Origin of the sequence: Denitratisoma oestradiolicum (assembly GCF_902813185.1) — a bacterium.
GTDB lineage: Bacteria > Pseudomonadota > Gammaproteobacteria > Burkholderiales > Rhodocyclaceae > Denitratisoma > Denitratisoma oestradiolicum.
The window spans coordinates 2,853,356-2,877,688 of sequence record NZ_LR778301.1 but is presented as its reverse complement, the minus strand read 5'-3'; the positions used below and the strand labels follow the sequence as shown (position 1 = coordinate 2,877,688).

16 protein-coding genes and 1 pseudogene are annotated in these 24,333 nt (G+C 58.5%); 5 read left to right on the top strand and 12 right to left on the bottom strand.

The features are described 5' to 3' along the window. Positions 1–11 precede the first annotated feature (11 nt). The gene (locus tag DENOEST_RS12980; RefSeq protein WP_145772063.1) at positions 12–875 is read right to left on the bottom strand and encodes a tetratricopeptide repeat protein; all 864 of its coding nucleotides are present in this window, start codon (positions 873–875) and stop codon (positions 12–14) included. After that, positions 872–2,716 carry a pilus (MSHA type) biogenesis protein MshL gene (mshL, locus tag DENOEST_RS12975; protein ID WP_145772064.1) on the bottom strand — a complete coding sequence of 615 codons (1,845 nt, stop codon included), beginning with the start codon at positions 2,714–2,716 and terminating at the stop codon, positions 872–874. The genes DENOEST_RS12980 and mshL overlap by 4 nt, the downstream gene beginning before the upstream one ends. Before the next feature lie 22 nt (positions 2,717–2,738). Between mshL and DENOEST_RS12970 the strand changes: the two genes are divergently transcribed. The 3 genes from DENOEST_RS12970 (at position 2,739) to DENOEST_RS12960 (ending at position 10,335) form a co-directional block, all read left to right on the top strand. After that, positions 2,739–3,005, top strand: a complete 267-nt coding sequence (locus DENOEST_RS12970) for a hypothetical protein (protein WP_145772065.1) — start codon at positions 2,739–2,741, stop codon at positions 3,003–3,005. 717 nt (positions 3,006–3,722) lie between these two features. Next, positions 3,723–4,886 (top strand): ATP-binding protein, encoded by a 1,164-nt coding sequence (locus tag DENOEST_RS12965; RefSeq protein WP_197970616.1) that lies wholly within the window; start codon positions 3,723–3,725, stop codon positions 4,884–4,886. Between the two features lie 34 nt (positions 4,887–4,920). Continuing rightward, positions 4,921–10,335, top strand: coding sequence for a site-specific integrase (locus DENOEST_RS12960; protein WP_145772067.1), 5,415 nt, complete (start codon positions 4,921–4,923; stop codon positions 10,333–10,335). A gap of 53 nt (positions 10,336–10,388) precedes the next feature. Here DENOEST_RS12960 and DENOEST_RS12955 read toward each other — a convergent pair whose 3' ends face one another. Next, positions 10,389–11,336: an IS1595 family transposase gene (locus DENOEST_RS12955; RefSeq protein ID WP_183148258.1), complete on the bottom strand. Its 948-nt coding sequence runs from the start codon at positions 11,334–11,336 to the stop codon at positions 10,389–10,391. A gap of 500 nt (positions 11,337–11,836) precedes the next feature. On the opposite strand from DENOEST_RS12955, the gene DENOEST_RS12950 reads away from it, so the two are divergent. Beyond that, on the top strand, positions 11,837–13,207 hold the full coding sequence (locus tag DENOEST_RS12950) for an IS701 family transposase (RefSeq protein WP_232096505.1): 1,371 nt from the start codon (positions 11,837–11,839) through the stop codon (positions 13,205–13,207). Positions 13,208–13,250: 43 nt separating this feature from the next. On the opposite strand, the gene DENOEST_RS12945 is transcribed toward DENOEST_RS12950, so the two are convergent. Beyond that, a complete protein-coding gene (locus tag DENOEST_RS12945; protein ID WP_170228327.1) occupies positions 13,251–14,363 on the bottom strand; it encodes a DUF1214 domain-containing protein in 1,113 nt (370 codons plus the stop codon). A 93-nt stretch (positions 14,364–14,456) separates the two neighbouring features. Further along, positions 14,457–15,668 (bottom strand): sulfotransferase family protein, encoded by a 1,212-nt coding sequence (locus DENOEST_RS12940; RefSeq protein ID WP_183148257.1) that lies wholly within the window; start codon positions 15,666–15,668, stop codon positions 14,457–14,459. Positions 15,669–15,742: 74 nt separating this feature from the next. On the opposite strand from DENOEST_RS12940, the pseudogene DENOEST_RS12935 reads away from it, so the two are divergent. Then, positions 15,743–16,497, top strand: a pseudogene (locus tag DENOEST_RS12935) (IS5 family transposase). A gap of 268 nt (positions 16,498–16,765) precedes the next feature. Here DENOEST_RS12935 and DENOEST_RS12930 read toward each other — a convergent pair. The 7 genes from DENOEST_RS12930 to DENOEST_RS12900 form a co-directional block, all read right to left on the bottom strand. Then, positions 16,766–17,713 (bottom strand): IS1595 family transposase, encoded by a 948-nt coding sequence (locus DENOEST_RS12930; RefSeq protein ID WP_183148208.1) that lies wholly within the window; start codon positions 17,711–17,713, stop codon positions 16,766–16,768. A gap of 97 nt (positions 17,714–17,810) precedes the next feature. Beyond that, positions 17,811–18,644 (bottom strand): SDR family NAD(P)-dependent oxidoreductase, encoded by an 834-nt coding sequence (locus DENOEST_RS12925; RefSeq protein WP_145772441.1) that lies wholly within the window; start codon positions 18,642–18,644, stop codon positions 17,811–17,813. Between the two features lie 11 nt (positions 18,645–18,655). Then, on the bottom strand, positions 18,656–19,426 hold the full coding sequence (locus DENOEST_RS12920) for an SDR family NAD(P)-dependent oxidoreductase (protein ID WP_170228328.1): 771 nt from the start codon (positions 19,424–19,426) through the stop codon (positions 18,656–18,658). A gap of 19 nt (positions 19,427–19,445) precedes the next feature. Further along, the gene (locus DENOEST_RS12915; RefSeq protein WP_145772439.1) at positions 19,446–20,708 is read right to left on the bottom strand and encodes a sulfotransferase family protein; all 1,263 of its coding nucleotides are present in this window, start codon (positions 20,706–20,708) and stop codon (positions 19,446–19,448) included. Between the two features lie 29 nt (positions 20,709–20,737). Beyond that, a complete protein-coding gene (locus DENOEST_RS12910) occupies positions 20,738–21,937 on the bottom strand; it encodes a DUF1214 domain-containing protein (protein ID WP_183148255.1) in 1,200 nt (399 codons plus the stop codon). A 21-nt stretch (positions 21,938–21,958) separates the two neighbouring features. After that, positions 21,959–22,975 carry a TIGR03617 family F420-dependent LLM class oxidoreductase gene (locus DENOEST_RS12905; protein ID WP_183148235.1) on the bottom strand — a complete coding sequence of 339 codons (1,017 nt, stop codon included), beginning with the start codon at positions 22,973–22,975 and terminating at the stop codon, positions 21,959–21,961. Between the two features lie 31 nt (positions 22,976–23,006). Next, entirely contained in the window at positions 23,007–24,188 is a 1,182-nt protein-coding gene (locus DENOEST_RS12900; protein WP_145772377.1) for an acyl-CoA dehydrogenase family protein, read from the bottom strand. Positions 24,189–24,333: the final 145 nt, after the last annotated feature.

The following is a 24,333-nucleotide window of genomic DNA, read 5'->3' as shown; positions in this document are numbered from 1 at the left end:
TGAAGGGGAAATTAGGGCCGTATTCTTTTCAGTCGCTCCATGGCGGCCAGGCGATCGAAACCGGCGGGGCATCGCCCGGCCTCGGCCAGGGCCTGCTGGTAATAGCGGGCGGCAGGCACGGGTTGCTGCAACCGATCCAGACTGACCGCGAGATTGAACAGGTAGTCGGGATTGGCCGGGTCCCGGCTGGCGGCCCTGGAGTAGGCCTGCCGGGCTTCGCTCCATCGACCCTGCTCTGCCAGCAGGTTGCCTCGGCTGAAGTTCAGGAATGGGGATTCGGGCATGCGCGCCAGCAGGGAATTGAGGCGGCTTTCCGCCTGCACGGGATCGGCCGGGCTTTGCAGGTTGATCAAACCGGCCAGGGCACGGGCATCCCGGGGATCGGCTTCCAGGGCCTTTTGATAAAAGGGCTCGGCCATGTCGGGCCGCCCCTGGCGCAAATGCAGCACCGCCATGCCATGGAGGGCATCCCCATTCCAGGGGTCGTGAGCGAGTGCCCGCTGGTAAGTCTCTGCGGCTTGCGCCAGATTGCCCTGCTGCAAGGCTTCGTAGGCCTCAGTCAAGGTTGGGTCGAGATGGGGTCGGGTGCGGGTAATCTGGATGTTTTTCTTGCCGGGTGATGTGCTGGGCTGGCGCGACCCGGCTTCCCGTTTTTGCCTCGGGATGATTGCGCGATCTGTGTCCGATGAGGGGGCGGGCTCCCCTAGGGCGGCTTGATCCGGGGAACTTGGGGCTGAATCGGTCGGCAGGGCGATCATCCGGGGCGGATTCATGCTTTCCCGGTCTTCCGCCGCCGAGGCCGAATGCCCTCCCTGACTGACAAGGAGGGCCAGTGGTGTGAACATCCAGCCCATGACGGCGATGGTTCGTTTCATGGGTGCGCTCTGCGGGGGAGGGGGCCGGCCGGGAAATTCGAGCCGTCGAAATAATCCGTTCTGGGCAGGGCGACCTGATAGTCCCGGAAGTCTCCCGCCAGACCGGGTTCCCGTATCACGACCGGACGCAGGAAGATCACCAGCTCGGTCTTGCTGCGGCTTTCGTTGCGCTGTCTGAACAGATTGCCCACCAGGGGAATGGCGCTGATGCCGGGCACCGAGTCGGTACTGTTGTCGAGGGCGTCCTGCATCAGGCCGCCCATGATGGCGATTTCCCCGTCACTGAGACGCAGCAGGGATTCCATTTCCCGGGTCTCGATTTCCGGGACGATGTTGGGAATGCCGACGGGAATGTTCGGATTGGGGTCCCGTTTCCCCGGCCCCTTCTGGCGCGAGATGCTGGGGCGTACATTCAGCAGCACATTGCCGCTGTCGCTGATCTGGGGTGTGACGGACATGACCAAACCGACGGAGACGGACCTGGGCGTGGTGGTGAAGGTGGTCTGGGAGGGGCTGTTGTTGTTGGTGGTGGTATCGGCCTTGACCTCGAAATAGACAATGTTGTTGACCACCTTGAGCAGCGCGGTCTGATTGTTGAGTACGCTCAGCTTGGGCGAGGACAAGACCCGGACATTGCCGAAGGTTTCCAGCAGGGACAGCGTGGCGGCAATGCCCAGGCCGGGTGCCACATAGTCCAGCACGAAGGAACGGCCATCACTTCTGGCCGGGTTGCTCAGCAGATTGCCAGTATCTCCATCGGTGCGCAGGGCCTGACCCAGGGAAAATCCCGCTGTTTGGGCGCCGTCCCGGGCGCTGCGCAGGCTCTGCCAGTTGATGCCCTGCTGATACTGATGGCCCAGCTGTACTTCGGCGATGGTCATTTCGATCAGGACCTGGCGCTTGGCGCTGGCCATGATCTGATCCAGAAATTCCTGGATGGTTTCGTGCTGGCGGGCCGAGGCCCGCACCGCGATGACGCCGCTTTCCGGATTGGTGATGACCGATGCGGCTTCCCGGAAGGTGGCGCGCCTCACCACCGTGGAGCCGGACTCTGCCAGGCTGGCGGCATTGGGGCTGGCAGCCAGCGAGGTGGTATTGGCCATGCTACTTTTGTGGCCAGCGACTGCTGGGGCCACGCCCGTTCCCGTGGTGGATTGCTGGTCGGTGCGTTCGATGACCGTTTCGCTTGACCCCTCGGGCAGTATCTTGTCGGTCTCCAGCAGGATGTCCTTGATGTTCCTTTCCAAGGATGCCCAGAAATGATTTTTCGTTATATTTTCCACCCGGATGACGGAAGTGTTGCCACTGCCGGCGGTGGGATTGGCTGACCCGGTAGGAATACTGGCGGCTCCGATCTGAGTGCTGGCGCCGGTGGTGCCGGATGCTTCCCTCGACATATTGACGTAATCGACACGGTAGGTCCGCAGGTAGGGCGTGTCGGGCATGACCAGCAGATTCGGACCGGCCAGTTCCCAGCGCATATCGACCTGCCGGGCGATACGCGTTAACAGTTGTTGCAAGGTCTGGTCCATGGCATTGAGGGTGACCGTGCCATTGATGCCCGGATGGATATCCACATTCAGTCGGGCATCCCGGGCCAGGGCGAACAACAGATCCTGGGCCTTGACGTTGTGTACCACCACATCGTAGGTCTCCGTCTGAACCCTGGGCTGCGGCCTTGGCAGGCTGGCACTGAATCGTACCGGCGGGGGGATTTCGCCGGTATCCGCATTTGCTACCGGTCCGACATGGAGGTGTGACGCGGTGGAGGGCTGTAACGGCACGGAACCGCAGGCCACTACGAGCAGGGAACTCAATGCGGCAATAATGGCCCGGGACATGGTGGCTCGGATAATCCGTTGAATGATGAATGGTTATGATGATAGCGCATTGTTATTACAAAGCGATATTCAATGTTCCCATTTGGTATTTCTGGTGGTGACGCCGCGTTCATCCCGGTTGGGGCTTGCTGTCGCTTTGTGGCAATGGGGCCTCTCCACCTTGGGTGGGCGCATCTGGACGGAGGTGGCGCCGGCCTTTTTCAGCCGGCGCGCTCAAAATACTGAGACTTTAAATAACACCCACAAGGGAAGAGGCTCGACTGTTATCCCTGTAGCGTTCGCCCCCTGAAGTGTCAAAAGCTGACATGGTGCTTATTTGTTGCGCTTATCGCCAAATTGATGTGACCAACCGAAGTCACCCGAAGGTCAATTTGTCCGGGTAAATGCTTTCGATTTTTTGGTGGTGGTCACATTTTTGTGACACAAAATGGACACACGCTTTACGTGGATGCGAAAACGAACAAAGCCAATCACTTAGCAGTGATTGGCTTTGTTCGTTTTTTTATTTGGTTGCGGGGGTAGGATTTGAACCTACGACGGTTATGAGAGCGATGAACTTAGAATCCTACAATAGGATTAAAACTAGCTAAATCGTGTTAGATTGGCACCATTCAAGCCTTAGGCGCCTCATATCAGCGACTGTGCTAACCCCGCTTAATCTCGCTCTTCCCCGCGGAAAGCCGAAATAACGTAGCAACTCCCCTCCAGCCGACACCTTGAATTATGACCTTCGGGCCATTAAAGCGATAGCAAGGTGCGGTGATGCTGTGCCTAGCGATCCTGGTCTGCCCCTCTATTTTCATCGGCACATCGTAGTCACTTATAGAAGAATAGGTTTTGATCGAATTGTAGAAACCTGACCTAATGAAATGCGCCCGCCTGTCCTGATCGATGTTTCATTTTCCATATTCGTGTATATTGGAATAAATATCCATACTGTACGGTAATGTATCCCCGAACGCTTACGCAGACCCTACTCACCGTTAGCGCTGCTTTCCCAGTCTTGATGGTCACCGGCCCCCGTCAGGTGGGCAAGACGACTTTGCTGGAAATGTGCGCACGGGATACCCCGCGCAATTATGTGACGCTGGACGATCTGGATGCCCGTGCGTTGGCGCAATCCGACCCGGCCCTGTTTCTGCAAACTTGGCAGACCCCGGTGATCATCGATGAAATCCAGTACGCTCCTCAATTGTTCTCGGCGATCAAGATGCAGGTCGATCGGGATAAGTCCAACGGCCAGTTCTGGCTGACCGGCTCGCAAAAATTCCACCTCATGCGTGGCATCACCGAAACCTTGGCCGGCCGGGTTGCGATTGTCGACTTGCTGGGGCTGTCGCAAGCCGAGTTACAAGGGAGGGCCGATACCTCAAAGCCCTTTGTGCCTACACCCGAGTGGATCGCTTACGCCCGGCAGCAAGCGCAACCCCAGTCCCTCTCAGATGTTTTCGGGCGCATCTGGCTTGGCTCATACCCCCGACTCAACGCGCAGGGTGCTCAGGCGCGGGATATTTTCTATCGTTCGTACATCCAGACCTACATTCAGCGCGATGTGCAGGATGTACTCAAGATCTCCGACCAGACGGCATTCAATCGATTTTTGACAGCCGTCGCCGCCCGGACCGGGCAGTTATTGAATTACGCCAGCTTGGCACGTGCTGTCGATATCGATAACAAGACGGCCAAGGCTTGGCTCTCGGTGCTGGAGACTTCAGGGCTGGTGTATCTGCTGCAGCCCTACCACTCGAACCTGACCAAGCGCCTCGTCAAGGCGCCGAAGCTGTATTTCCTCGATACAGGCTTGGCGGCTTACCTTACCCGATGGCCGGATGCCCCCTCTCTCGAAGCCGGCGCCATGTCCGGCGCGATGCTGGAAACCTGGGCAGTCAGCGAAATCATCAAGAGTTACTGGCACAACGGACAGGAGGCGCCACTGTATTTCTATCGTGATACCGATCAGCAGGAAGTCGATCTACTCGTGGATTCGGCCATCGCACTCTATCCCGTCGAGATCAAGAAAACCGCCAGCCCTTCCCATAACGCCAAGCGACATTTCACAATCCTCGACAAACTGGGCAAACCCGTAGGCCCCGGAGCGGTGCTCTGCTTCGTCGAGCGTGATATGCCGCTTTCCCGGGACGTGACGGCACTTCCACTAGGGTATTTGTAAGCTAGATCAGCAGCTGTCCAAAGTAAGGTGGCCCATGAATTTGATAGGACACGTTGAAAGCAAAGGCCATACCCCTGATGGCATCTGGGCAGTTGCTGACAAATGGTTCGAAGCGTACGGGCTGGCTTCTGACTTCAGACATTTGGTCAACACCGCCCAAATTTCCACCTTCTGTGGGGGCTTGGGCAATTTCCTCGACGAAATCCGTCGCCCAGAATCAATAAAACTCTTGAATGCCTGGAAATTGGCTTCACCCGCAGCGGCCTCGTTATCTCAACTCGCTGCGGTCGCTAACGAATCACCCGGCATCCCGGCAGAATTCTCGGCGTATTCCGATACCCGTAGTGCGCGTTCGCATCTAGGAACCTCCCTAAAGCAGTGTTACCTCCTGGCACTCTTCATTACCCGCTATCCTGAGGGGGACAAAAATAATGCCTGGCTTGCCAATTTACGCCTCTGGCTACTCGTCCACGCCTATCAACGGTCACTTAACGACAGCGTTCTTCTCGACCAGAATCACCGAAGAGTCGCCGATACGTTGCGCATTTGCTGTGAAGGCATTTCTCGCGGGATCGTAAGCCCTTGGTTCCAGGTCCTCCAGGGGGTACGCACAAGCAGTAATGACTGGGCGGCCTTAAATTCGCAAATCCGGGGCGGAGCTAACGTTCTACGGGAAAACAAGACCTTTCCCGACGGGGCCAAAAACCTCCTCCAAGCAATCGCGGCAATAACAACAGATGACGTCCTTCCCATCGACGACACACCCAGTCCGTCTATTTGGGCGATTCCTCCATCTCACAAAACCTCTGCTGAAGCTAATCGACAGGTATTTCTGGACGAAGAAGAAGCCGTTGATTTGCCGCCCGCGAGTTTCCTGCCTGGAGACGATGAAAGCGGCGATCTCATCAAAATTGAAACACCGGAAAACATTTCCCTGTCTCAAGGACAGCAGTTGGAAAGGAGTGTCCTCCTCTACAGCAGTGAGGATCAACAATACCTTCCCTGGTCCTGGTCGCGCCCAAATCCACACGAAGCAGCCAGATTGATATCGTGGTTACAGCAGGAAATCACTAGTGACAACGAGGCGGCTCGCCTGACCCGTGCCCTGGCCTGGGTTTCTGTCGTACTCGGTCGATCATTCAGGCGCACCTTGTCCCTCGGTATCGGCAACGACTGTACCGATGAATGGCGACTACATCCAGAGGGGTATTTTCATCGGCGACCACCCACCCGCTATTCCGGCTGGCATCCTCAAACTGAGGCAGAAAGGCGCTGGGTCAGCCCTTCTCTGTCTCATCTCGAACTAGCACCACCACCGGAAATTGCTGAAACGCTGATTGAAGCAATAAAAAAGTTACCTGCGAGTACCAGACTGCAGGATTTGTGGGCGACAACAGGAAGCCAGGCAACACCGGAACAGATGTGTGCCGGTCATCTAGCAGAGATTTCATCGCGACTGACACCTGCAATGCTGGCCGGAATGCTTCCTCAGCAGAGCTATCTCATTCAACGTAGCCCCAACTTTGCCCGCCTGATTTCCAGTAGCCCTGGATCTGGCCTCCCCGGAGCCTGCGGATACGGTTATTGGGATTCAAAGGAAACGTACGAAGCATTTAATACTGTCGCCGGTACTGCCCCACTCGCTTTACCGGAGGAGGTCGCACATGCCCGCGCTTTAGGAAGTAACCTGTGCCCGATTGAAGCACTACTCCTCGGTAGCCTGGAAAATGCCGCTCGGACGGTGAATCATTTACGCGAACTCGACGATCCGATTCAGTTTCACAACGCGTTCGTTGCATTCACTGTTGTCATGTTGCTTGCCGCGACGGGTGGCCGACCGATCCGGGATCCGTTCGAGTCCTTGCGTTTCTTCGACTTCGAGGAACGATTTGTTTACGTCGAAGACAAAGTGTTCGATGGCATTCACCAAGGTCGCTTGGTGCCACTTCCAGAAGCGGTCAGCCAATTCCTCCAGGATCGCTACCTGCCCCATTTATCGGTCCTAGCCAGCGGATTGATGACCAATGCACCCTCATTGGCTGGGGAAGTCCATCTTCTAACGAATAATCCTTCGGGTCACCTGCCGCTCTTCTTCTTTCTGGGAGAAGATGCCAAAGGACTCCAGTGGCGCTCTGTCAGCGAATCGGAAATCGCAGGGCTGGGCTTGTTTGACTGGCCTCTACCGCTCAACCTCTTTCGCCACCGTCTTTCTCGTGACTTACGCATCCGTGGAGTTGATCCAGAAATAATCGACGCCATCCTCGGGCACGCCGAAGCGGGTTGCCTGACCCATAGCGACTATGGCCTGCGGGTCTGGGAAGAGGACATGACCCTTGTTCGCCCTTTCATCAATGCGGCCTTCGACGCCCTCTGCATGCCAGCCGTCAAAAGCTGGGACTCTCAGCCCCTAATCATCGTTGGCCAAGAATATTGTACGCTCAGACGCGAGCGATTCGGTATCGAGGCACGATCCTGGAAGCGCCGCGAACGTGTGCGAAAGACGATCTCCGATGCCAAGCAACTCGTGCGTGAATTCCTCGATGGTAGAAAAATCGAAGAACTTTCCCCAGATGAAACGGACGCCCTGTCCAAGCTACTGCTCCTAAATCACTCAGGTCTTCCACACCCCAATGGTCATTTGCGCTATCGTTATCTTGTCCGCCTAATCGAGCGAACCTGGCGCCTGAGGAACAAACGTGTTGCCCTTCGGCGTCGCTATTTCCGACCGGATGAGGCAACGCCTTTTACGGACGCGGCTCCCCGGTCAAACACCACATTTTGTGCTCTCAAGGCATTGCTTGCCGACATTGAGCGTTCACAAGGCAGACGCCCTGGTCAACTCATGAGCATTAGCTTCGGTGTCCTGCATCTCTGCCTTGAAACACGCGTAGCAAACTCAACAATTTTGTCTGACGTTCTCAACGGCAGAAATTTCCGCCTGGTGAGCCTCAATCAAAGACCATTCCTGGAATATGCGGTGGGTTTGACCCGACAGCAAGCCAACGCAGCAGTAAGTCGATTCCCCCTGACGTGGCACACTGCCAACTATCTACACGCTGCCCTTACAGCGAGGGTGCGGGGAAAGATAGAAGATCAAGATACTGAGACTTTAAATAGCACCCACGAGGGAAGAGGCTCGGCTGTTATTCCTGCAGCGCTCGCCCCCCTTACCCAAAAAGTTGCCAATCATATGGGTCTGACTGCAGCAACTTCCATGGATCAATTGATTGATGCCATTTGTCGCATCGTCGATCAATGCAACGCGCGCCAATTTCCAGGAGTCATGGCGGCGTACTTAGGTGGGCGATTGAAGTGCAGCGCTTTAGGTTGGCATGACTGGACGCGTCTGGTCACGGGAAAACAATTCGAGTTTGTCCAGGGGGAAGATAAACCACCTCACATAAGTGAGTTCTCTACCGGAGCAGTCTGCCCTAAAAAAGCAGTCAGAGGAACAGTACTCGAACTCCAAAAAAACGCAAAAGAACTATTTCGACAGATTAATTCCCTCTTACTCAACAACCCACAGGCCAATTCAAGGACGAGCACACGTAGGCAGCAAGTAGCCAAGGATTGCGCTGAGGCGATCAGATCGAAGGAAGGCCAAACGGCATCGGCGATTACCTTAATCGCTTGGTGGGTACACTCCAAAATCTTTACCGGACGGACACGGGAACGTCAGGCCCTAACATCTATCGCTCGGTATTTGACTGCATTGGCCCCCGGATTTCAGGAAATTGCCTACGATGTTGACCTGTTTGACATGAGTGACGATGACATGACCATTCTGTACTGCAATGTCATGGAATCTCGCCGCGTCGAAGATAAAGCATACGTCGCCAAGCAGCTAATCAGTTTTCATCGGTACGCACGATCCGAATTCGGCATTGCAGATCCTGATTGGGCAGAGCTGCCTGAATTTCAAGCTGCAACACCAGCTGCACCGTGTGTAATCGCTGAGCATGAATATCAGGAAGCACTCAGGCAGCTCTTCCATGATTCGGGCACGCTCATGCACCTCAGATTCGCTCGATGCTTAGCGTTGCTATGCGGCTATCGATTTGCACTGCGACCTGGTGAGAGCTGGGGACTCCTTCGTCGGGACTGGATTCATACAGATAATGAAATCATTGTTCTTGTCCGAGACAATCGCCATCGCACAATCAAGACGCGAGCCGGCCGCCGACAGGTTCCCTTACTATTCCCGCTCTCGCCCCTCGAAAAACAAATTGTTGAGCAGTGGCAACTGGAACTGGAGAGCCAGTTTGGAATTGATGACCGTGGGCCGCTGTTCTTTGATGAAAAAAATCCCAGCCAACCTATTGACCGTGAGCAGCTACTTCGACCCATCAATCAGGTGCTCAAGAGAGTAACTGGGAATCCTGATGTGTCGCTTCATGATGCGAGACACTCAGCAGCTTGCAATACTGCCCTGTTACTGAATGAGAAAGCACTTCCGGGTTGGCAGTCGTTCTTCGAAAACGACGGCAGAGTGGACATCGAGAGGGAGCTGCTTGGCACACGCGGGCCCACCCGCCGGAAGAGCTGGGCACTGGCTCGATATGTTGGGCACTCTCATCCCAGCACGACATTCGGAAACTATATCCACTTCCTGGATGGCTGGCTGGAGCAACGACTTGAGTTGAATCCCGGTCCCCGGCCGCTGAAACCCCCCGCTCACCTCGTTGATCTCGACGCTTTGCCTGTGCGGGAATCTACCCAGTCCCTTGCTGCACCAGATTTATCTGAAGCATGCACTCCTGCGCAGGTTTTGAGATATGCCCGCCTCCTTTCTCGAGGGCTAGATCCGGAACGCGCAGCGGCTGCCCAGGGTGTTTCGCAGCCAATTGCGAAGGATGTTTGGCATCTGCTCATGACACTTAGTCAGCGTGGCAAGTTTTCCAGAACAGCTATGGGGGAGGGGCCCCAGAGTAATCGCCGACCGCTGGAGTTTATCCAGCGCATCCGTGACAACGCCTGGAAGCGGCTCCTTGATGTCGCCAGTGAAATAAATGCAGCAACGACGTCGGCGCTTTCGAACATTGCAGTGGATGAACTTTGCGTGATGTTGAGCAGCCGCTGGCAATTCGTTGTCTGGCAGCCACATCAGTTAGCTGCGGCCCGAGAAATTGCTGACCAACTTGCTACCCACGACGGGCACCGCTACTACCGAATGTTGGCAACAATCGGTTGCAGCAAAGACCTAAAAGAGGCGGCGCAAATTTACGGGTTTGAGCTTGAATCGATCGATGTTGCCACCGGCAGAGGATCCCAGGTACAACTCGGCACCGTGGACCTGCAAGGCGGGATATATCGCGTCGATCAACGGTGCGCTCTCATTTTTCTGGAAAATAAGTTTGCGCCCGTACGCAATGCTATGGAACTCTTCTTAATGGCGATTGCCCTTTGGGCAGCCGGCCGCAAGGGGCTGCCAAGCAGCCCCTTGAATTGAGGATCAGAGCAAGGCTGGGTGTTCATCAGGAAGTGGCTCATGAAGTTTTCTGATTACCGATGAGTCTCAGCCAACCTAATCGCGCTTTCATTGTGCGGCAGCATCCTGGCGCAATCACTGATGAGGCTCACGACGATGGTTCGGAGATCGAATCGGCGGTTGAAGCGGTAGGCGTATTCGGCGAAATAGCGCTTGGCGTATTTGGCGAAGCGGAAGGCATGATAGGTTCCCGACAGAGCGGTCTTGAAATTCGAGATCAAGGTATTCACCCAGCGGAACTTTGGATGCTGGGCCGCCTGCTTGCCGGAGCCGACCACGATGGCCTCGTGTGTCTCGACCGAATTCGCCAGTACCGAGAAACTCGGCAAGCCATCCGACAACGCGTGGGTGGTCGGCGCCAGCGTCTTGCTGGCCCAGGCGTCGATCCGCTCGTGAGTGAAAGGCATGGGGTCGAAACGGACGAAAAGAGGCCGACCATCGGCGGTCGTTTCCACCGCCGCCACGAACGGTACCTTATTCTCGGAACCCCGGCCCACCTTGCCGGCACGGGCACCGCCAAGATAAGCGTCGTCGATCTCGACACGAACATCCAGCGCCCGACCGGCCTCGGCATCGCCCATCACCGCCATCAGCTTGTGCTTGAGCAGCCAAGCAGTGTCGTAGCTGACGCCGAGGTGGCGCTTCAACGACAGCGCCGAGATGTTGTTCTTGGACTGGGTCATGAAGAACATGGCCAGGAACCATTTGGTCAAGGGCAGCTTGGTGTTCTCGAAGATCGTTCCGGCGGTGACGCTCACTTGGTGGCGGCAGCGATGGCATTGCCACAGCCTTTTTCCACCTCTCTCAAAACGGGAGTGCCGGGTGTCCCGGCAGCACGGACAGACGAATCCCGAGGGCCAACGCTGTTCGACCAGCGCCGTCTCGCATTTCGCCTCCGTTCCGTACCGCTCCATAAACTCGGCCATCGACAGCCCTTGTTGAAATTGCACCCGATTTTTCATGGCAGACCTCCGTCTCAATGTCTGCACTATTTTCAAACCCTTACTAGCTCACTACGTGAGCCGGCTGAGACTTGTCGGTAATCAGATGAAGTTTTGGACTACTGAGTACCCGAATGTCCCGAAAAATCGCCGGTGTTTCATAAAAAACGCTACGCAAGCGAAGTTGGACTCTGTTGCGGACAACGGACAAGGCACCCTTCGCACACCCACCATAAGCTCAATTAGCCGGTTCGCTGAGCGGTAGACCAAAAGGAAATCAAAACTCTAACCAAGTAGGTGGCCGATCTTTAGTCTGAGACCGAGGCAGGTCACCGGGTGAAGGATGAAAAAGAGGGCTGATTTTGATGCGGTCGCAGAAGAGCGCTACGCTGACATTGCTTCGTCCGGAAAAACGATTTCGTGAACCGAAATGCGCAAACACCTAGCACCTAGTTTAACTGTGTCAATAAATGTCGAATGCTGCCGATAACACAGCCATCTTCTTTCGTGAGGGTGATGACATGGCTATCGACGACGAACTGGAGCAGTACCTTGAACGGTTGGTGGGAGTGTTGGGCCATGCGGATCGAAGGACGGGGCTGATGGATTATTGCCGGGGGCTGATGCTGCCGCTCAAGCGCAAAAGCGTCGAACCGTTGGCGGCGTCGATGGATCCGCTGCACGTGCAAGCCAAACACCAGTCGCTGCACCACTTCGTCGCCAAATCGAACTGGTCGGATGATGCCGTACTGCGGGAAGTGCGAGCCGTTGTTGAGCCCGTCTTGGGCCTGGAGCGGGAGTGCTACTGGATCATTGACGACACGGGAATTCCAAAGCAAGGAAATCACTCGGTGGGTGTCACCCGGCAATACTGCGGGCAGTTGGGCAAGACGGAGAACTGTCAGGTGGCGGTCAGTCTGTCGCTGGCCAGTGACAAGGGGAGTTTGCCGATTCAATGGCGGCTGTATCTCCCCGAGGATTGGACGGAGGATCGCTCCCGCTGTACGGCCGCCGGTGTGCCGGAGGGCATCGCATTTGCCACCAAGATTGAGATTGCGCTGGCCCAAGTGAAGCAAGCACAGGACGACGGGGTTCCTACCGGTATTGTGCTGGCGGACCCTGCCTACGGTGACAGCGCCGACTTTCGCGACACACTGACCGCGCTGGCGATCCGCTACGCGGTGGGAATCCGAGCAGGAACCAGCGTCTGGGCGCCCGGAACCGCACCCTTGCCGCCCGAGCCGACGGTAGGGCTCGGACGCCCCAGTAAGAATCTGCGCCGCGCACCAGGTCATCGGCCCGTCGCGGTCAAAGCACTGGCGTTGAGCTTGCCCGCTGAGGCGTACCAAACCGTTGCTTGGCGTGAGGGTACCAACGAGACCCTGCGGTCCCGCTTTGCGGCCATCTGGGTTCATACGGCCCACAAGGACTATGAGCGTAGCGCCTTGCGCCCGCCAGAGTGGCTGCTGATCGAGTGGCCCGAGGGCGATGTTGAACCGCTGAAATACTTTCTGGCGACAGCGCCTGCCGACACCTCATTGGAACAATTGGTCTATGTCACCAAGATGCGCTGGCGCATTGAGCGCGACTATCGGGAGCTGAAGCAGGAGTTTGGTCTGGGGCACTACGAAGGGCGCAACTGGCGCGGGGTGCATCATCATGTCACCTTGTGCATTGCCGCTTACGCCTTCTTGCTTCACCAGCGCCTTATCCATGGCAGTAAAAAAAACGCTGCTCGACCACAAGCGCCTGCCTTACCCGAGAATTACCGCCCTCGCGGCAGCGGGGCGAGCGCAACGGCATGTGCCGGATTCGATCAGCACACTTCGCACCCTCATCGCCGCTCGTATCGCACAACAACTTCAGCGTTGTCCGTGCTGCGGCTCGATTAAACGCAACTTGTGACACAGTCAGACTAGAAAATGACTGCAAAAATCATTCGTTGGTGGACTGCCTTAGTTCGGCTAGCTTCATCACCCGGGTCTGGATGTTGGGCACCGGCAGCTTGGTGCGGGACCAGCGGAACAACACAACGCCTTCCAGGTGCCCCTTGGTATCAATCCAGTTCGGCAGCCCCGGATCCCGTGGCGCAATGAATATTCTGACACTGCCGTCGGGCTCATAGTGAGCCGTACGGTTGTTGTAATGGGAGCGGTGATCTGCGTAAGAGATGGTTTCGAACCAGTAATTTGTTGTATCCATACCCCAATAGGGCACTTCCGCCGGCTTGAAGCTCAACTCCAGGGTCTCGTCCTCGGCCAGCTGGAAATAGCCGGAGGAAAATCGGTGCCCCGTAGGCATCTCCGGCGCATCATCGGCGTCCTGCTCCAGCTCGAACACGAACATGCGGTTCGGTGGTGCAGCCTTGCGCTGATCGACGATGACCTTCCAGATATTGGTCGAATGGGCTACGTAGGCCGAGGTCCGCGTCATGGCTCGGCTGACTTCTGTTAAGGTCAGGGGAGGGCGATAGCCCTTGGCACCCACTTGCTCGATATGGAAGGTGGCATCCCGGGTCTTGCGCCAATCGTGGGAATATTGGCGGATGAAGATCACCGAAGCCTCCGGCGTGGTTCGGATCCAGTTGCCCGGCTGGGGGTCAGGGGACAGCATCAGCTCGTAGCTGCCATCCGGATTCACCTTCAGGTCCGCCTCGGTCATCGCCCCTACGATAGCGCTGCCGCTGTCCAGGCCGATCTTGCCGGCATAGACAGTGAACTCCATATAGGGCGCCTCGCCTCGCTGCCCATGGAGTCGATAGGTCTTGCTGCCATCGATCATCGCCTGATAGTAATGAGAATCGGAGGTTTCTCCCTCTCCCAGGGTGGTGGGCGTCACCAGCTGATAGACCTTGGGATAATCGGTATTGCCATACTCCAGGCTGGCGTCAAGGCCCATGCGGATCATCCGTACCAGCTTGCGCAGCCCCTCGGCCTGAGTCAGCTCGTCGCCGGGCGTTGCGTCCTGGCCCAGTACGCTCCCGGCCTGCTTCAACTGATCGCAGAACGCCTCCCATGCCGCGACGCTCTTCTGTTTGATGTTATTCATCGATACTCCTCTATGATTAATGGTTTGACTCGATACAAAAGCGATACCGACACCGAAGAATGACGACATGCCAAAAGGCAAGTATTCGCCGCATCAACCTTCGTTGGCGACGTGGAAATACTTCTGGTAGAAGCGGTAGCGCTGCCGCTCCTGCGCCGGGTTCAGACCAAACTGCTCCGGCGTGTAGCGGTGGATGCCATGGCGCTCCTTGGGCTTGTTGGCGATGAAGTCGCGCATCTTCTGCTCGGTGGCCGCCGACAAGGGCAGATCGAAGTGGGCATAAATGCGCTTGACCATCGCCAGCTGGTCCTTCACGAACTCGGAGAACTGCATATCGAAGGCATTCGCCGCCTTGCCACTCTTTCTGAACTCGACGAAGCGGTGCATGGCCTTCTCCCAGGTCTCACCCCAGAATTCGCCGATCTCCGTATCCTTGATCGAGTCGCTGCCCATGCTGTACGTCATCGAGACGTTGGAGAAAAACGAGGAGGTCAGCTTGATCGGATCGCGGTGGGTCATGATGATCCGGGCATCCGGATAGACCGACATGATGGCGTCCAGACCCCAGAAATAGCTGGTGCTCTTCAGCACCCAGCGCGCCCGGGGGGTCTTCCACTGCATGTACTGGAGCTGGCGCTTGTGGGTGCGATACACCGACAGGTTGCTGTCGTTCTCGACCCAGCGCTGATAGGTGGGCGTCCAGAACTGATTGGAAAAGATCTGGGTCTTGAAGTCGAAGGCATTGAGCATCAGACACTCCTGGGCCAGTTGGGCGCCCATTTCATGAATGGCCTGATACTCAGGAATCAACTGCCCAGCGGTCCGCGCCAGATGGGCCTCGCAGTCGGCAATACGCGGGTCCGTTTCGTAGGTGGCCGCTTCCGGTGGCGGCGACATGTAGTTGCATTCCCAGGTCATCGGTACCCGGTTGTCCGGGTCCTGGGCCATCAGATCATGGAGAAATGTGGAACCCGTGCGGGGCAGACCCATCAGGAAGATCGGCTTGACGATCTTCACCTCCAGAATCTCCGGATGACGCTTGATGTCGTCGGTGACTCGCAGCCGATTCGTAAGGTGACGCAAAATCTCGCCGAAGGCGATGATGCGCCCCGTCTTGTTCAGCCGCGCCTCCTCGTTCAGCCCCTTCAGGAACAACGTGAGGCCCTCCTTCCAATCCGCCTCGTCGCCGAAGTCGGACAGGCCGGTCGCCTCCCGGGCAGCGGCCAGCACGGCCGCCTCCGTCAGTTCCACGTCGGGTACTTGGGCATAGTCGACTGACTGTTGCGCGTTGGTCGCGTTGCCCATGTTTTGTCTCCTCTTCCTAGGGTCTGTTCACAGTATCCGATTTGTGTTTACATCCTGGAATTTGGACGTAAGCAATGGATCGGGACATGTTGAGCGATGCACAGTGGGCGCGGATTTCGGAGTTGTTGCCAGGGAAGCCCACCGACAAGGGAGGGCGTGCCGTGGATAACCGTTTATTTGTTGAGGCGGTGCTATACACCGCCCGGGTTGGCAACCCCTGGCGTGATTTGCCGCCGAAGTTTGGCAACTGGCACTCTGTGTATGTGCGCTTTGCGCGATGGGAAGCCAATGGGGTTTGGTCGCGAGTGGCCGAGGCCCTCCGGGGAGAAGCAGACCTGGAAGAGCTCTTCATCGACTCGACAGTGGTACGTGCGCACCAGCACTCGGCGGGCGCATCAAAAAAAACGGTGGCGATCAGGCGATCGGTCGGTCGCGTGGCGGACTGACCACCAAGATCCATGCGTGCGTGGATGCCCTGGGTAATCCGTTGCGCCTGATCCTCACCGGCGGTCAGGTGGCCGACATCACGCAAGGCCCCGCACTGGTCGATGCCTTGGTTACCGACGCAGTGGTCGCCGACAAGGGATACGACAGTAACGCGTTCGTCGACACCATCACTCGCATGGGCGCTGAGGCCGTCATCCCGCCCCGCAGCAATCGCCTCACGCCGCGCGAGTTCGACCGAGAGCGCTACAAGGCGCGTAACCTGGTCGAGCGCTTCTTCAATCGGCTCAAACAGTTCCGGCGCCTCGCCACACGTTACGACAAGCTCGCCAACCGCTTCAATGCATTCTTGCATCTGGCATGTACCTATATCTGGCTACTGTGAACACGCTCTAGTATTCGTGCGCAGTCCCTGATCAGCGATCCTGGGACAGGATCAGGGCGCTGGTGGGCACGGCAGTGGCCGCCGTCACCAGCACATTCTCCACGTCGGCGGGCTGGTTGCATGAACTTCTCCAATCACTTAAGTAAGCGGTACTGAAGGAAGTCCCTGTGAGATATCTCTTTTCCCGGGACAATGCAGGGCCGGTATTTCCATAGTTATTGAACGCTACTGCTCTGACCGTACATCGGGAATGCAGATTTCAATCTGATTACCGATGAGTCTCAGCCAACCTAATCGCGCTTTCATTGTGCGGCAGCATCCTGGCGCAATCACTGATGAGGCTCACGACGATGGTTCGGAGATCGAATCGGCGGTTGAAGCGGTAGGCGTATTCGGCGAAATAGCGCTTGGCGTATTTGGCGAAGCGGAAGGCATGATAGGTTCCCGACAGAGCGGTCTTGAAATTCGAGATCAAGGTATTCACCCAGCGGAACTTTGGATGCTGGGCCGCCTGCTTGCCGGAGCCGACCACGATGGCCTCGTGTGTCTCGACCGAATTCGCCAGTACCGAGAAACTCGGCAAGCCATCCGACAACGCGTGGGTGGTCGGCGCCAGCGTCTTGCTGGCCCAGGCGTCGATCCGCTCGTGAGTGAAAGGCATGGGGTCGAAACGGACGAAAAGAGGCCGACCATCGGCGGTCGTTTCCACCGCCGCCACGAACGGTACCTTATTCTCGGAACCCCGGCCCACCTTGCCGGCACGGGCACCGCCAAGATAAGCGTCGTCGATCTCGACACGAACATCCAGCGCCCGACCGGCCTCGGCATCGCCCATCACCGCCATCAGCTTGTGCCTGAGCAGCCAAGCAGTGTCGTAGCTGACGCCGAGGTGGCGCTTCAACGACAGCGCCGAGATGTTGTTCTTGGACTGGGTCATGAAGAACATGGCCAGGAACCATTTGGTCAAGGGCAGCTTGGTGTTCTCGAAGATCGTTCCGGCGGTGACGCTCACTTGGTGGCGGCAGCGATGGCATTGCCACAGCCTTTTTCCACCTCTCTCAAAACGGGAGTGCCGGGTGTCCCGGCAGCACGGACAGACGAATCCCGAGGGCCAACGCTGTTCGACCAGCGCCGTCTCGCATTTCGCCTCCGTTCCGTACCGCTCCATAAACTCGGCCATCGACAGCCCTTGTTGAAATTGCACCCGATTTTTCATGGCAGACCTCCGTCTCAATGTCTGCACTATTTTCAAACCCTTACTAGCTCACTACGTGAGCCGGCTGAGACTTGTCGGTAATCAGAGATTTCAATACTTAGGGCATGTAGGCGCCGCCACTGACGCTGATCAACTGGCCGGTGATGTAACTGGAGCGCTCCGAGGCCAGGAACAGGGCCAGGTAGGCAATGTCCTCGGGCCGGCCCAGGCGGGGGATGGGCAGGCCGCTCATGTTGAACAGGGTGCCGTCCTCCCGGGCTTTTTCCATGTCTTCCGGTTTGCCCAGCTGTTCGAAGCCGAAACGGTTCCAGAAGCTGCCGTCACCCACATTCTCCGATTTGTGGGGCACGATCCAACCCGGGCAGATGTTGTTCACCCGCACTCCCTGCTTGGCCCATTCCCAGGCCAGGGCCTTGGAAAGGCTGTTCACGAAGCCCTTGGTGGCACCGTAGTGGGCCACCCCGGCGGCCGCTTCTCCCAGCAGGGAAGAGTTTGAGGAAATGTTGATAATGCTGCCTCGGCCCCGGGCCAGCATGTCCCGACCTACGGCCTGGCAGCAATTCACCACACCGTCGATGTTGAGGGCGATTTCCCAGCGCCGGGCCTCGTCGTCGAGTTCGGCGAAGGCGGACGGATGGGCCACGCCGCCGGCGTTGTTGACCAGGGCATCCACGGGGCCGAACTGGCGCTGGGTCTCGGCGATCATGGCATCCACGCTGGCCCGCTGGGTCACGTCGGTAGCCAGGGCCAGTACCCGGCCGGGCAGGCCTTGCGCCGCCGCCTGCTGGGCGAGCTTCTCCCCAGTGGTGGCGTCCCGGGAGGCGCTGACCACGTTGCAGCCCTCCCGGGCGAATTCCAGCACCAGCCCCTGGCCGATGCCGCCGCTGCCGCCGGTGATGACGACTGTCTTGCTCTTGAGTCCAAGATCCATGGGATGTCTCCTTATTCGAGGTGGGGGGAGGCGAGGCGGGCGTGGATGGCGCCATCGACCGGGATCACCACGCCGTTGATGTAGGCCGCCGCATCGCTGGCGAGGAACAGGGCGGTGTGGGCGATGTCCTCCCCGGTGCCGAGGCGGCCGCTGGGCACCTGGCGACCGTAGCGGGCCGGGCCGTCGGGAAAGGTTTCCAGCCAGGCGCGCAGGCCCGGCGTATCCATGGGGCCGGGGGATAGGGTGTTGGCACGGATGCCGCGGCCGCCAAATTCCGTTGCCACGCTTTTCATCAGACTGATGACGCCGGCCTTGGCAGCGCCGTAGGCGGCCAGGCCGTCCACCGCATTGAGGCCGGCGCCGGAGGTGGTGGACAGGATGCAGCCGCGGCCCTGGGCCAGCATCACCGGCAGGGCGGCGTGGATACCGTAGTACACCGAGTCCAGGTTGAGGGCGATGATGCGTCGGTAATCGTCCAGGCTCTGGGTTTCGGTGGGGGTGGGAAAGGCACCGCCAGCATTGTTGAACATCACGTCCAGGCAGCCGAATTCCTCGATGGCACGATCCACCAGGGCCTGCACCTGGGCCGGATCAGTGACGTCGGCCACCTGGGCAACCACCCGGCCGTCGGCTGCGGCGACGGCTTCATCGAGTCGAACACGGTCGATATCGGCAGCGACCACGGCGCAGCCTTCGGTAGCAAAGGCCTTGAGACAGGCCAGGCCGATGCCACTGGCGGCACCCGTGAGAACGACGACGCGGTCTTGCAAGGCAAGGTGCATTGCGGGCCTTTCTTCCGAATCAGACTTCGTTCGGCACGTTGTGGAACTGCTGATAGCGAGTAAAAATGACCCGCTCCCGGGCGATCTGTTCCTGTTCCCCCACGCTATAGACATTCTGGCCGAACTTGCCCTGGGGCTTGTGGGCCAGGTAGTCGGCCACCGCCTGGCGGGCCTGGTCCGGGAACGGGAGGTCCATCTTCCGGTAGAGCTCGGTGAGGGCGTCCAGGGGAGATCGCATCAGGTCGGCGAAGAGGAAATCATGGACCTGGGCCCGGGAAACTTCGCCGGCCTCGATCTGATCGATGATTCGATTCAGGCTGAAGGCGTAGGCCTCGGGCGTCATCAAACGCTCGAAGGAACCGGCATCGAAGGGCTTGTCGCTGCGCATCCAGTAAAGGGTGCCCAGCAGGTGGGTGACCGAGGCCCGCGCCTTGATCGGGTCCCGGTGGGCATAGACCACCCGGGCGTCGGGAAAGACCTTGAACAGCACCGGCAGGCTCTCGATATGGCTTGGGGATTTCAATAGCCAGTGGCGGCGCGGGTTCTTCCATTGCAGCAGCTTCAGCATCCGCTTGTAGTAGGCGTAGGGCACCGTCAGGTCTGCCTGGGCCAGCCAGGCGTAGTAGCTGGGAATCTGGAAAATGCCCGTCAGGTTGTCGCTGATGAAGGTGCAGTTCATCGCCACCTTGCACTCGTTGGGAATGGTGGCCCCCAGTTCGTGCATGGAGAGGAAGGAGGGCGCTACCCGGTGCCACTGGGTCAAGAGGTGCTGGGCCTTGGGGATACGGGGGTCGTTGCGGTAGGTGGCGGCCTCCGGTGGCGGGGAGGGGAACATGATCTCCCAGTTCGTGGGTGCACCGAACTGGCTATCGGCCGAGAGCAGCTCGAACAGGATGGAGGTGCCCGAGCGGGCCTGGCCGACGATGAATACCGGCGCGTCCACAACCTCATCCTCGATTTCCGGATGGCGCCGGTAGGCTTCCTCGATCTCCAGCCGCTCCTGGAGCCAGATCAGGAGGTCGCTACGGGTCATCAGTCGGCCGAAGAGGTGCAGTTCCGCCTCCTCGTTGAGGGCTTTTACCAGAATTTCGAAAGGCTCCCGCCATTCTTCCTCCTTGCCGAAATCGGACAGCCCGGTGTTGGCCATGGCCGTCTCGATCAGTTCCTTGGGCTGCAGCGGGACCAGGCTGGCGATGTCCATGCCCCGGCCTTCCTCATTGACCCGGGCCAGCCACTCGGGGCGGGGCGGGGGTGTCCAGTCCAGCGGATTGTCTGCACTCATGGGGTTTCTCCCGGCAATGGCGCTGTGGGTCAGAGATTGCCGAAGCGGTTGATCACGCCCCGGCGTCGAGCCGCCAGTTGCTCCCGGCGTTCTTCCGGGGTGATGCGCTTCACGCTGGCCGGCAGGTGTTCGAACAATTCCGAAGCCTTGACCTGGGTGGCCTGGGGAACCGGACAACTGTCGGCCAGCATCCAGCGGTGGCAGACATAGCCTTCGGCATAGCCGGAGGGGTCCAGCCAGTTGGGCAGGCCCGGGTCCTCGTGGGCGATGACCACGATCAGTTCGCCGTCGTCTTCCATCTGGGCGTAATGGCAATTGGTGTTGGACAGCCGGTAGCGGTAGTCCATGGTGGTCCACCAGAAGTTGCCGAACTCCACCGCCCAATATTGGCAGCGGGGGGGGCGTACCCGGATGATCAGAGCCTCGTCCGTCGGCAGTTGCCAGTAGGCGACCATGGGCTCGCCGCCGGGGGTGGCGTCGATGGCCTGGTCGGCCAGCTGCTTGTAGGAGCGGAAGGTGTTGGGGATGGCCTTCCACATGTTGATCATGTAGATCCAGAACTCGATGGATTCATTGACCCATTTCGCCGAGGCCAGCAGTTGTTTGGCGAGGCGTTCTGGCGTTGGCGGCGAGGGCGGGCTCATGTCGCCGGTGAGGCGGTCGATGCGGGCCTTCATGGGGCGTTCGCTTTCCCAGTCGGCGAAGAACTGGCGGAAGGTGACGCGGAAAGTCTCCGGCGTGGTGCGCAGCCAATTGCCGGTGTAGCCATCGGGCCGGGCCGGGCCGATCATCAACTCGAAACGACCGTCGGCATCCACCTGGAGGTCGTCGGCGAAGAGGGTCTGGGCCACCTTGCCTCCCCAGGGGGTCTGGCCTTGTTCCACCGAGGTGACGGCAAAGTAGCGGGCGCTGCCCCGATTGCCGCTGATGCGGTAGGTGTCCGTGCCATTGATCGTCGCGCCCACATAGACCGCGTCGGTGTTGTCGCCGCCCTGCTTGCGTACCGGGTCGAAATAGTGGATCAGTTCCGGGTACAAGGGATCGGCGTAGTCATGCTGGAAGTTCAGGGCCAGGGAGATGTTGCGAGCCAGGACCTCGAAACCGGCGCTGCGGTCATTGACATGGGGCGGCACCGTGGGACCGAAGGGGATGTCCCCGGCCCGCTTCAGTTCGTCGCAAAAATCCGCCCAGGCCTGGCGCAGCGTGGTTTCGTGGTTGGCATCGCTCATTTCTCGCTCCCTCGTGTTTTGTCAGGCGGATTTCTTCAGGTCCCGCACCACGTCGGCCCAATGGCCCGGGTCCGGGCAACGATTGTGGGTGATGCTGACGCTGTCGGCGATGCCGTCCAGACGGGCGCGTAGCTTGCCGGCGATTTCGTGGCGCTCCCCGACGACGGCGATTTCATTGAGGATGGTGTCGTCGATCAGATCGGTCATGTCATCCCAGCGGCCTTCCTTGGACAGTCGATTGAGCTCCTGATGGACGCCCTCCCAGCCATGGCAGGCCAGGGTCGGCAGATAGGCCGGGGTGGAGCCGTAGAAGGCCAGTTGCTTGCGGGCTGCCAGTTTGGAGGCGGCAAGCTTTTCCTCCGTGTCGGCGGTCACCACCAGGGTGGCGCTCATCACCTCGATATCACTACGCTGGCGGCCAGACTTGGTCAGGCCCTGTTGCAGCGCGGGCAGAGTGTTTTCCAGCAGGGAGCGGCGGGTGTTGAAGGGGTGAGAGATGAAACCGTCGGCCGCTTCGCCGGCGACCGCAGTCATCAGGGGGCCGAAGCCACCAGTGAAGATCGGCGGCGGGCCATAGGGATTGGGCCCCGGATTGAAGGCCGGAATCATGATCGTGTGGGTGTAGAAGCGGCCCTTGAAATCAAGCGGACCCTTGCCTTCCCAGCAGTTCCAGATGGCCTTGATGGCCAGTACGATTTCCCGCATCCGCTCGGCCGGATGAGACCAGGTGGAGCTGAAGCGCTTCTCGATGTGGGGCTTGACCTGGGAGCCCAGGCCCAGCACAAATCGGCCGCCGCTGATGGACTGCATGTCGTAGCCCAGGTTGGCCAGGTTCATGGGGTTGCGGGCGAAGGCGATGGCGATGGCCGTGCCCAGACGCAGGGTGGTGGTGTGCTCGGCGGCCACGGCCAGGGCCAGGAAAGGGTCGTGCTTGGCTTCGAAGGAAAAGCCCCCGTCGTAGCCGATATCCTCCAGCTCCTTGTAGAGGGTGCGGGCCTTGCGGGGGTCTTCCAGGGGGGCGGTGGTGTAGATTTTCATGGTGTTGTGTCCACTGTCGACGGAGGGTTGGCTAGAAGTTTTTCGGCAAGCCGAGCTTGCGCGTGGCGATGATGTTGCGTTGAACCTCGGAGGTGCCGCCGCCGATGGTTTCAAGGACCGTCAGCACGTAGCTACCCGGGGCTCGTCCTTCAATGGGGGCGCCATGGTTGTCGGCGGTCAGTTGGCTTCCGGGACCGATGATGTCCATGGTGGCATCGGCAAGACGGCGCGAAAATTCCGTGGAGTAAAGCTTGTAGTGCGATGCTTCTGCCGTCGGGGTCTTGGTCGCATTGAGTGCTGCATCCACGAACCGTATCCCCAGTACGCGGGCCACCTCGCACTCGGTGGCCAGTTGCGCTATTTTCTGGCGAGCGACCGGATCGTCCTTGAGTGGCTTTCCGTCGCGCTTTGCTGTCTTGACGTAATCGCAGAGTAGTTCGGTGCGTCCCCTGATTGGCGAGAAGGTGAACATGCCGAACCGCTCGATATCCAGCGCTTCGGCAATGTACTGGAAGCCCTTGTTGAGTTCGCCGACGCGATAGTCGTCAGGTATGAAAACATTGTCGAAAAAGACAGCGTTGGTGCGTTCTCCACCAATGGTATACATCGGCTGGATGGTCAGTCCCGGATGATTCATGGGCAACAGGAACAGTGTGATGCCGTGATGCTTCGGGGCATCGGGATCGGTGCGCACGCCGACCCAGTACCAGTCGGCGAAGTGTGCCGACGTGGTGAACGACTTCTGCCCGTTCAGAATCCAGCCTTCCCCGCTGCGTTCAGCCTTGAGCTTCATGGCGGCTGAATCCGATCCTGCGGATGGCTCTGTGTAACCGAGGGCGAATTCGATTTCCGCATTGAGTATCTTGGACAGGAATTCGCGCTTCAGTTTTTCCGATCCGACCTTGATCAGCGTCTTTCCGACGACACCGGTGCCTTTGCCCAATTGAGGGGCACCCACCGAGGAAAGCTTTTCGTTCAGGAGGTATTCGTAGAAACCCTGGCCATCCTGCCCCCCATAGGCTACAGGCCAAGTGATTCCCAACCAGCCCCGGGCGGCGAGCTTTTTCATGAATTCCCTGCGGGCCGGTGTATCAACCAGCTGCGCCAGATTCTCCCGATGCAGGTCCATGACTTCCGGGTCGTGGTTTTCTTTCAGGAATTCCTCGATGTCGCGAAGGAATTTCTTTTCGTCTTCCGAGAATTCGAAGTCCATGGCGTAGCGAGTTTGAGAAGGTTTTCAAGTGGTCGATGCTTCCCAAACGGGATGTCCGAAAAGCCAGGTTGTGGATCATTGTAGTCACCTCGCTGACCGCGGTCAATAAAATAAGGGTAAAGTTATTGGGAGTCAATAAAAGACT

What these genes read in the sequence shown, in the direction of transcription:
- DENOEST_RS12980 (WP_145772063.1), bottom strand. Translation starts at nt 875, where the DNA reads ATGAAACGAACCATCGCCGTCATGGGCTGGATGTTCACACCACTGGCC.
- mshL (WP_145772064.1), bottom strand. Translation starts at nt 2,716, where the DNA reads ATGTCCCGGGCCATTATTGCCGCATTGAGTTCCCTGCTCGTAGTGGCC.
- DENOEST_RS12970 (WP_145772065.1), top strand. Translation starts at nt 2,739, where the DNA reads ATGATGAATGGTTATGATGATAGCGCATTGTTATTACAAAGCGATATT.
- DENOEST_RS12965 (WP_197970616.1), top strand. Translation starts at nt 3,723, where the DNA reads ATGGTCACCGGCCCCCGTCAGGTGGGCAAGACGACTTTGCTGGAAATG.
- DENOEST_RS12960 (WP_145772067.1), top strand. Translation starts at nt 4,921, where the DNA reads ATGAATTTGATAGGACACGTTGAAAGCAAAGGCCATACCCCTGATGGC.
- DENOEST_RS12955 (WP_183148258.1), bottom strand. Translation starts at nt 11,336, where the DNA reads ATGAAAAATCGGGTGCAATTTCAACAAGGGCTGTCGATGGCCGAGTTT.
- DENOEST_RS12950 (WP_232096505.1), top strand. Translation starts at nt 11,837, where the DNA reads ATGGCTATCGACGACGAACTGGAGCAGTACCTTGAACGGTTGGTGGGA.
- DENOEST_RS12945 (WP_170228327.1), bottom strand. Translation starts at nt 14,363, where the DNA reads ATGAATAACATCAAACAGAAGAGCGTCGCGGCATGGGAGGCGTTCTGC.
- DENOEST_RS12940 (WP_183148257.1), bottom strand. Translation starts at nt 15,668, where the DNA reads ATGGGCAACGCGACCAACGCGCAACAGTCAGTCGACTATGCCCAAGTA.
- DENOEST_RS12930 (WP_183148208.1), bottom strand. Translation starts at nt 17,713, where the DNA reads ATGAAAAATCGGGTGCAATTTCAACAAGGGCTGTCGATGGCCGAGTTT.
- DENOEST_RS12925 (WP_145772441.1), bottom strand. Translation starts at nt 18,644, where the DNA reads ATGGATCTTGGACTCAAGAGCAAGACAGTCGTCATCACCGGCGGCAGC.
- DENOEST_RS12920 (WP_170228328.1), bottom strand. Translation starts at nt 19,426, where the DNA reads ATGCACCTTGCCTTGCAAGACCGCGTCGTCGTTCTCACGGGTGCCGCC.
- DENOEST_RS12915 (WP_145772439.1), bottom strand. Translation starts at nt 20,708, where the DNA reads ATGAGTGCAGACAATCCGCTGGACTGGACACCCCCGCCCCGCCCCGAG.
- DENOEST_RS12910 (WP_183148255.1), bottom strand. Translation starts at nt 21,937, where the DNA reads ATGAGCGATGCCAACCACGAAACCACGCTGCGCCAGGCCTGGGCGGAT.
- DENOEST_RS12905 (WP_183148235.1), bottom strand. Translation starts at nt 22,975, where the DNA reads ATGAAAATCTACACCACCGCCCCCCTGGAAGACCCCCGCAAGGCCCGC.
- DENOEST_RS12900 (WP_145772377.1), bottom strand. Translation starts at nt 24,188, where the DNA reads ATGGACTTCGAATTCTCGGAAGACGAAAAGAAATTCCTTCGCGACATC.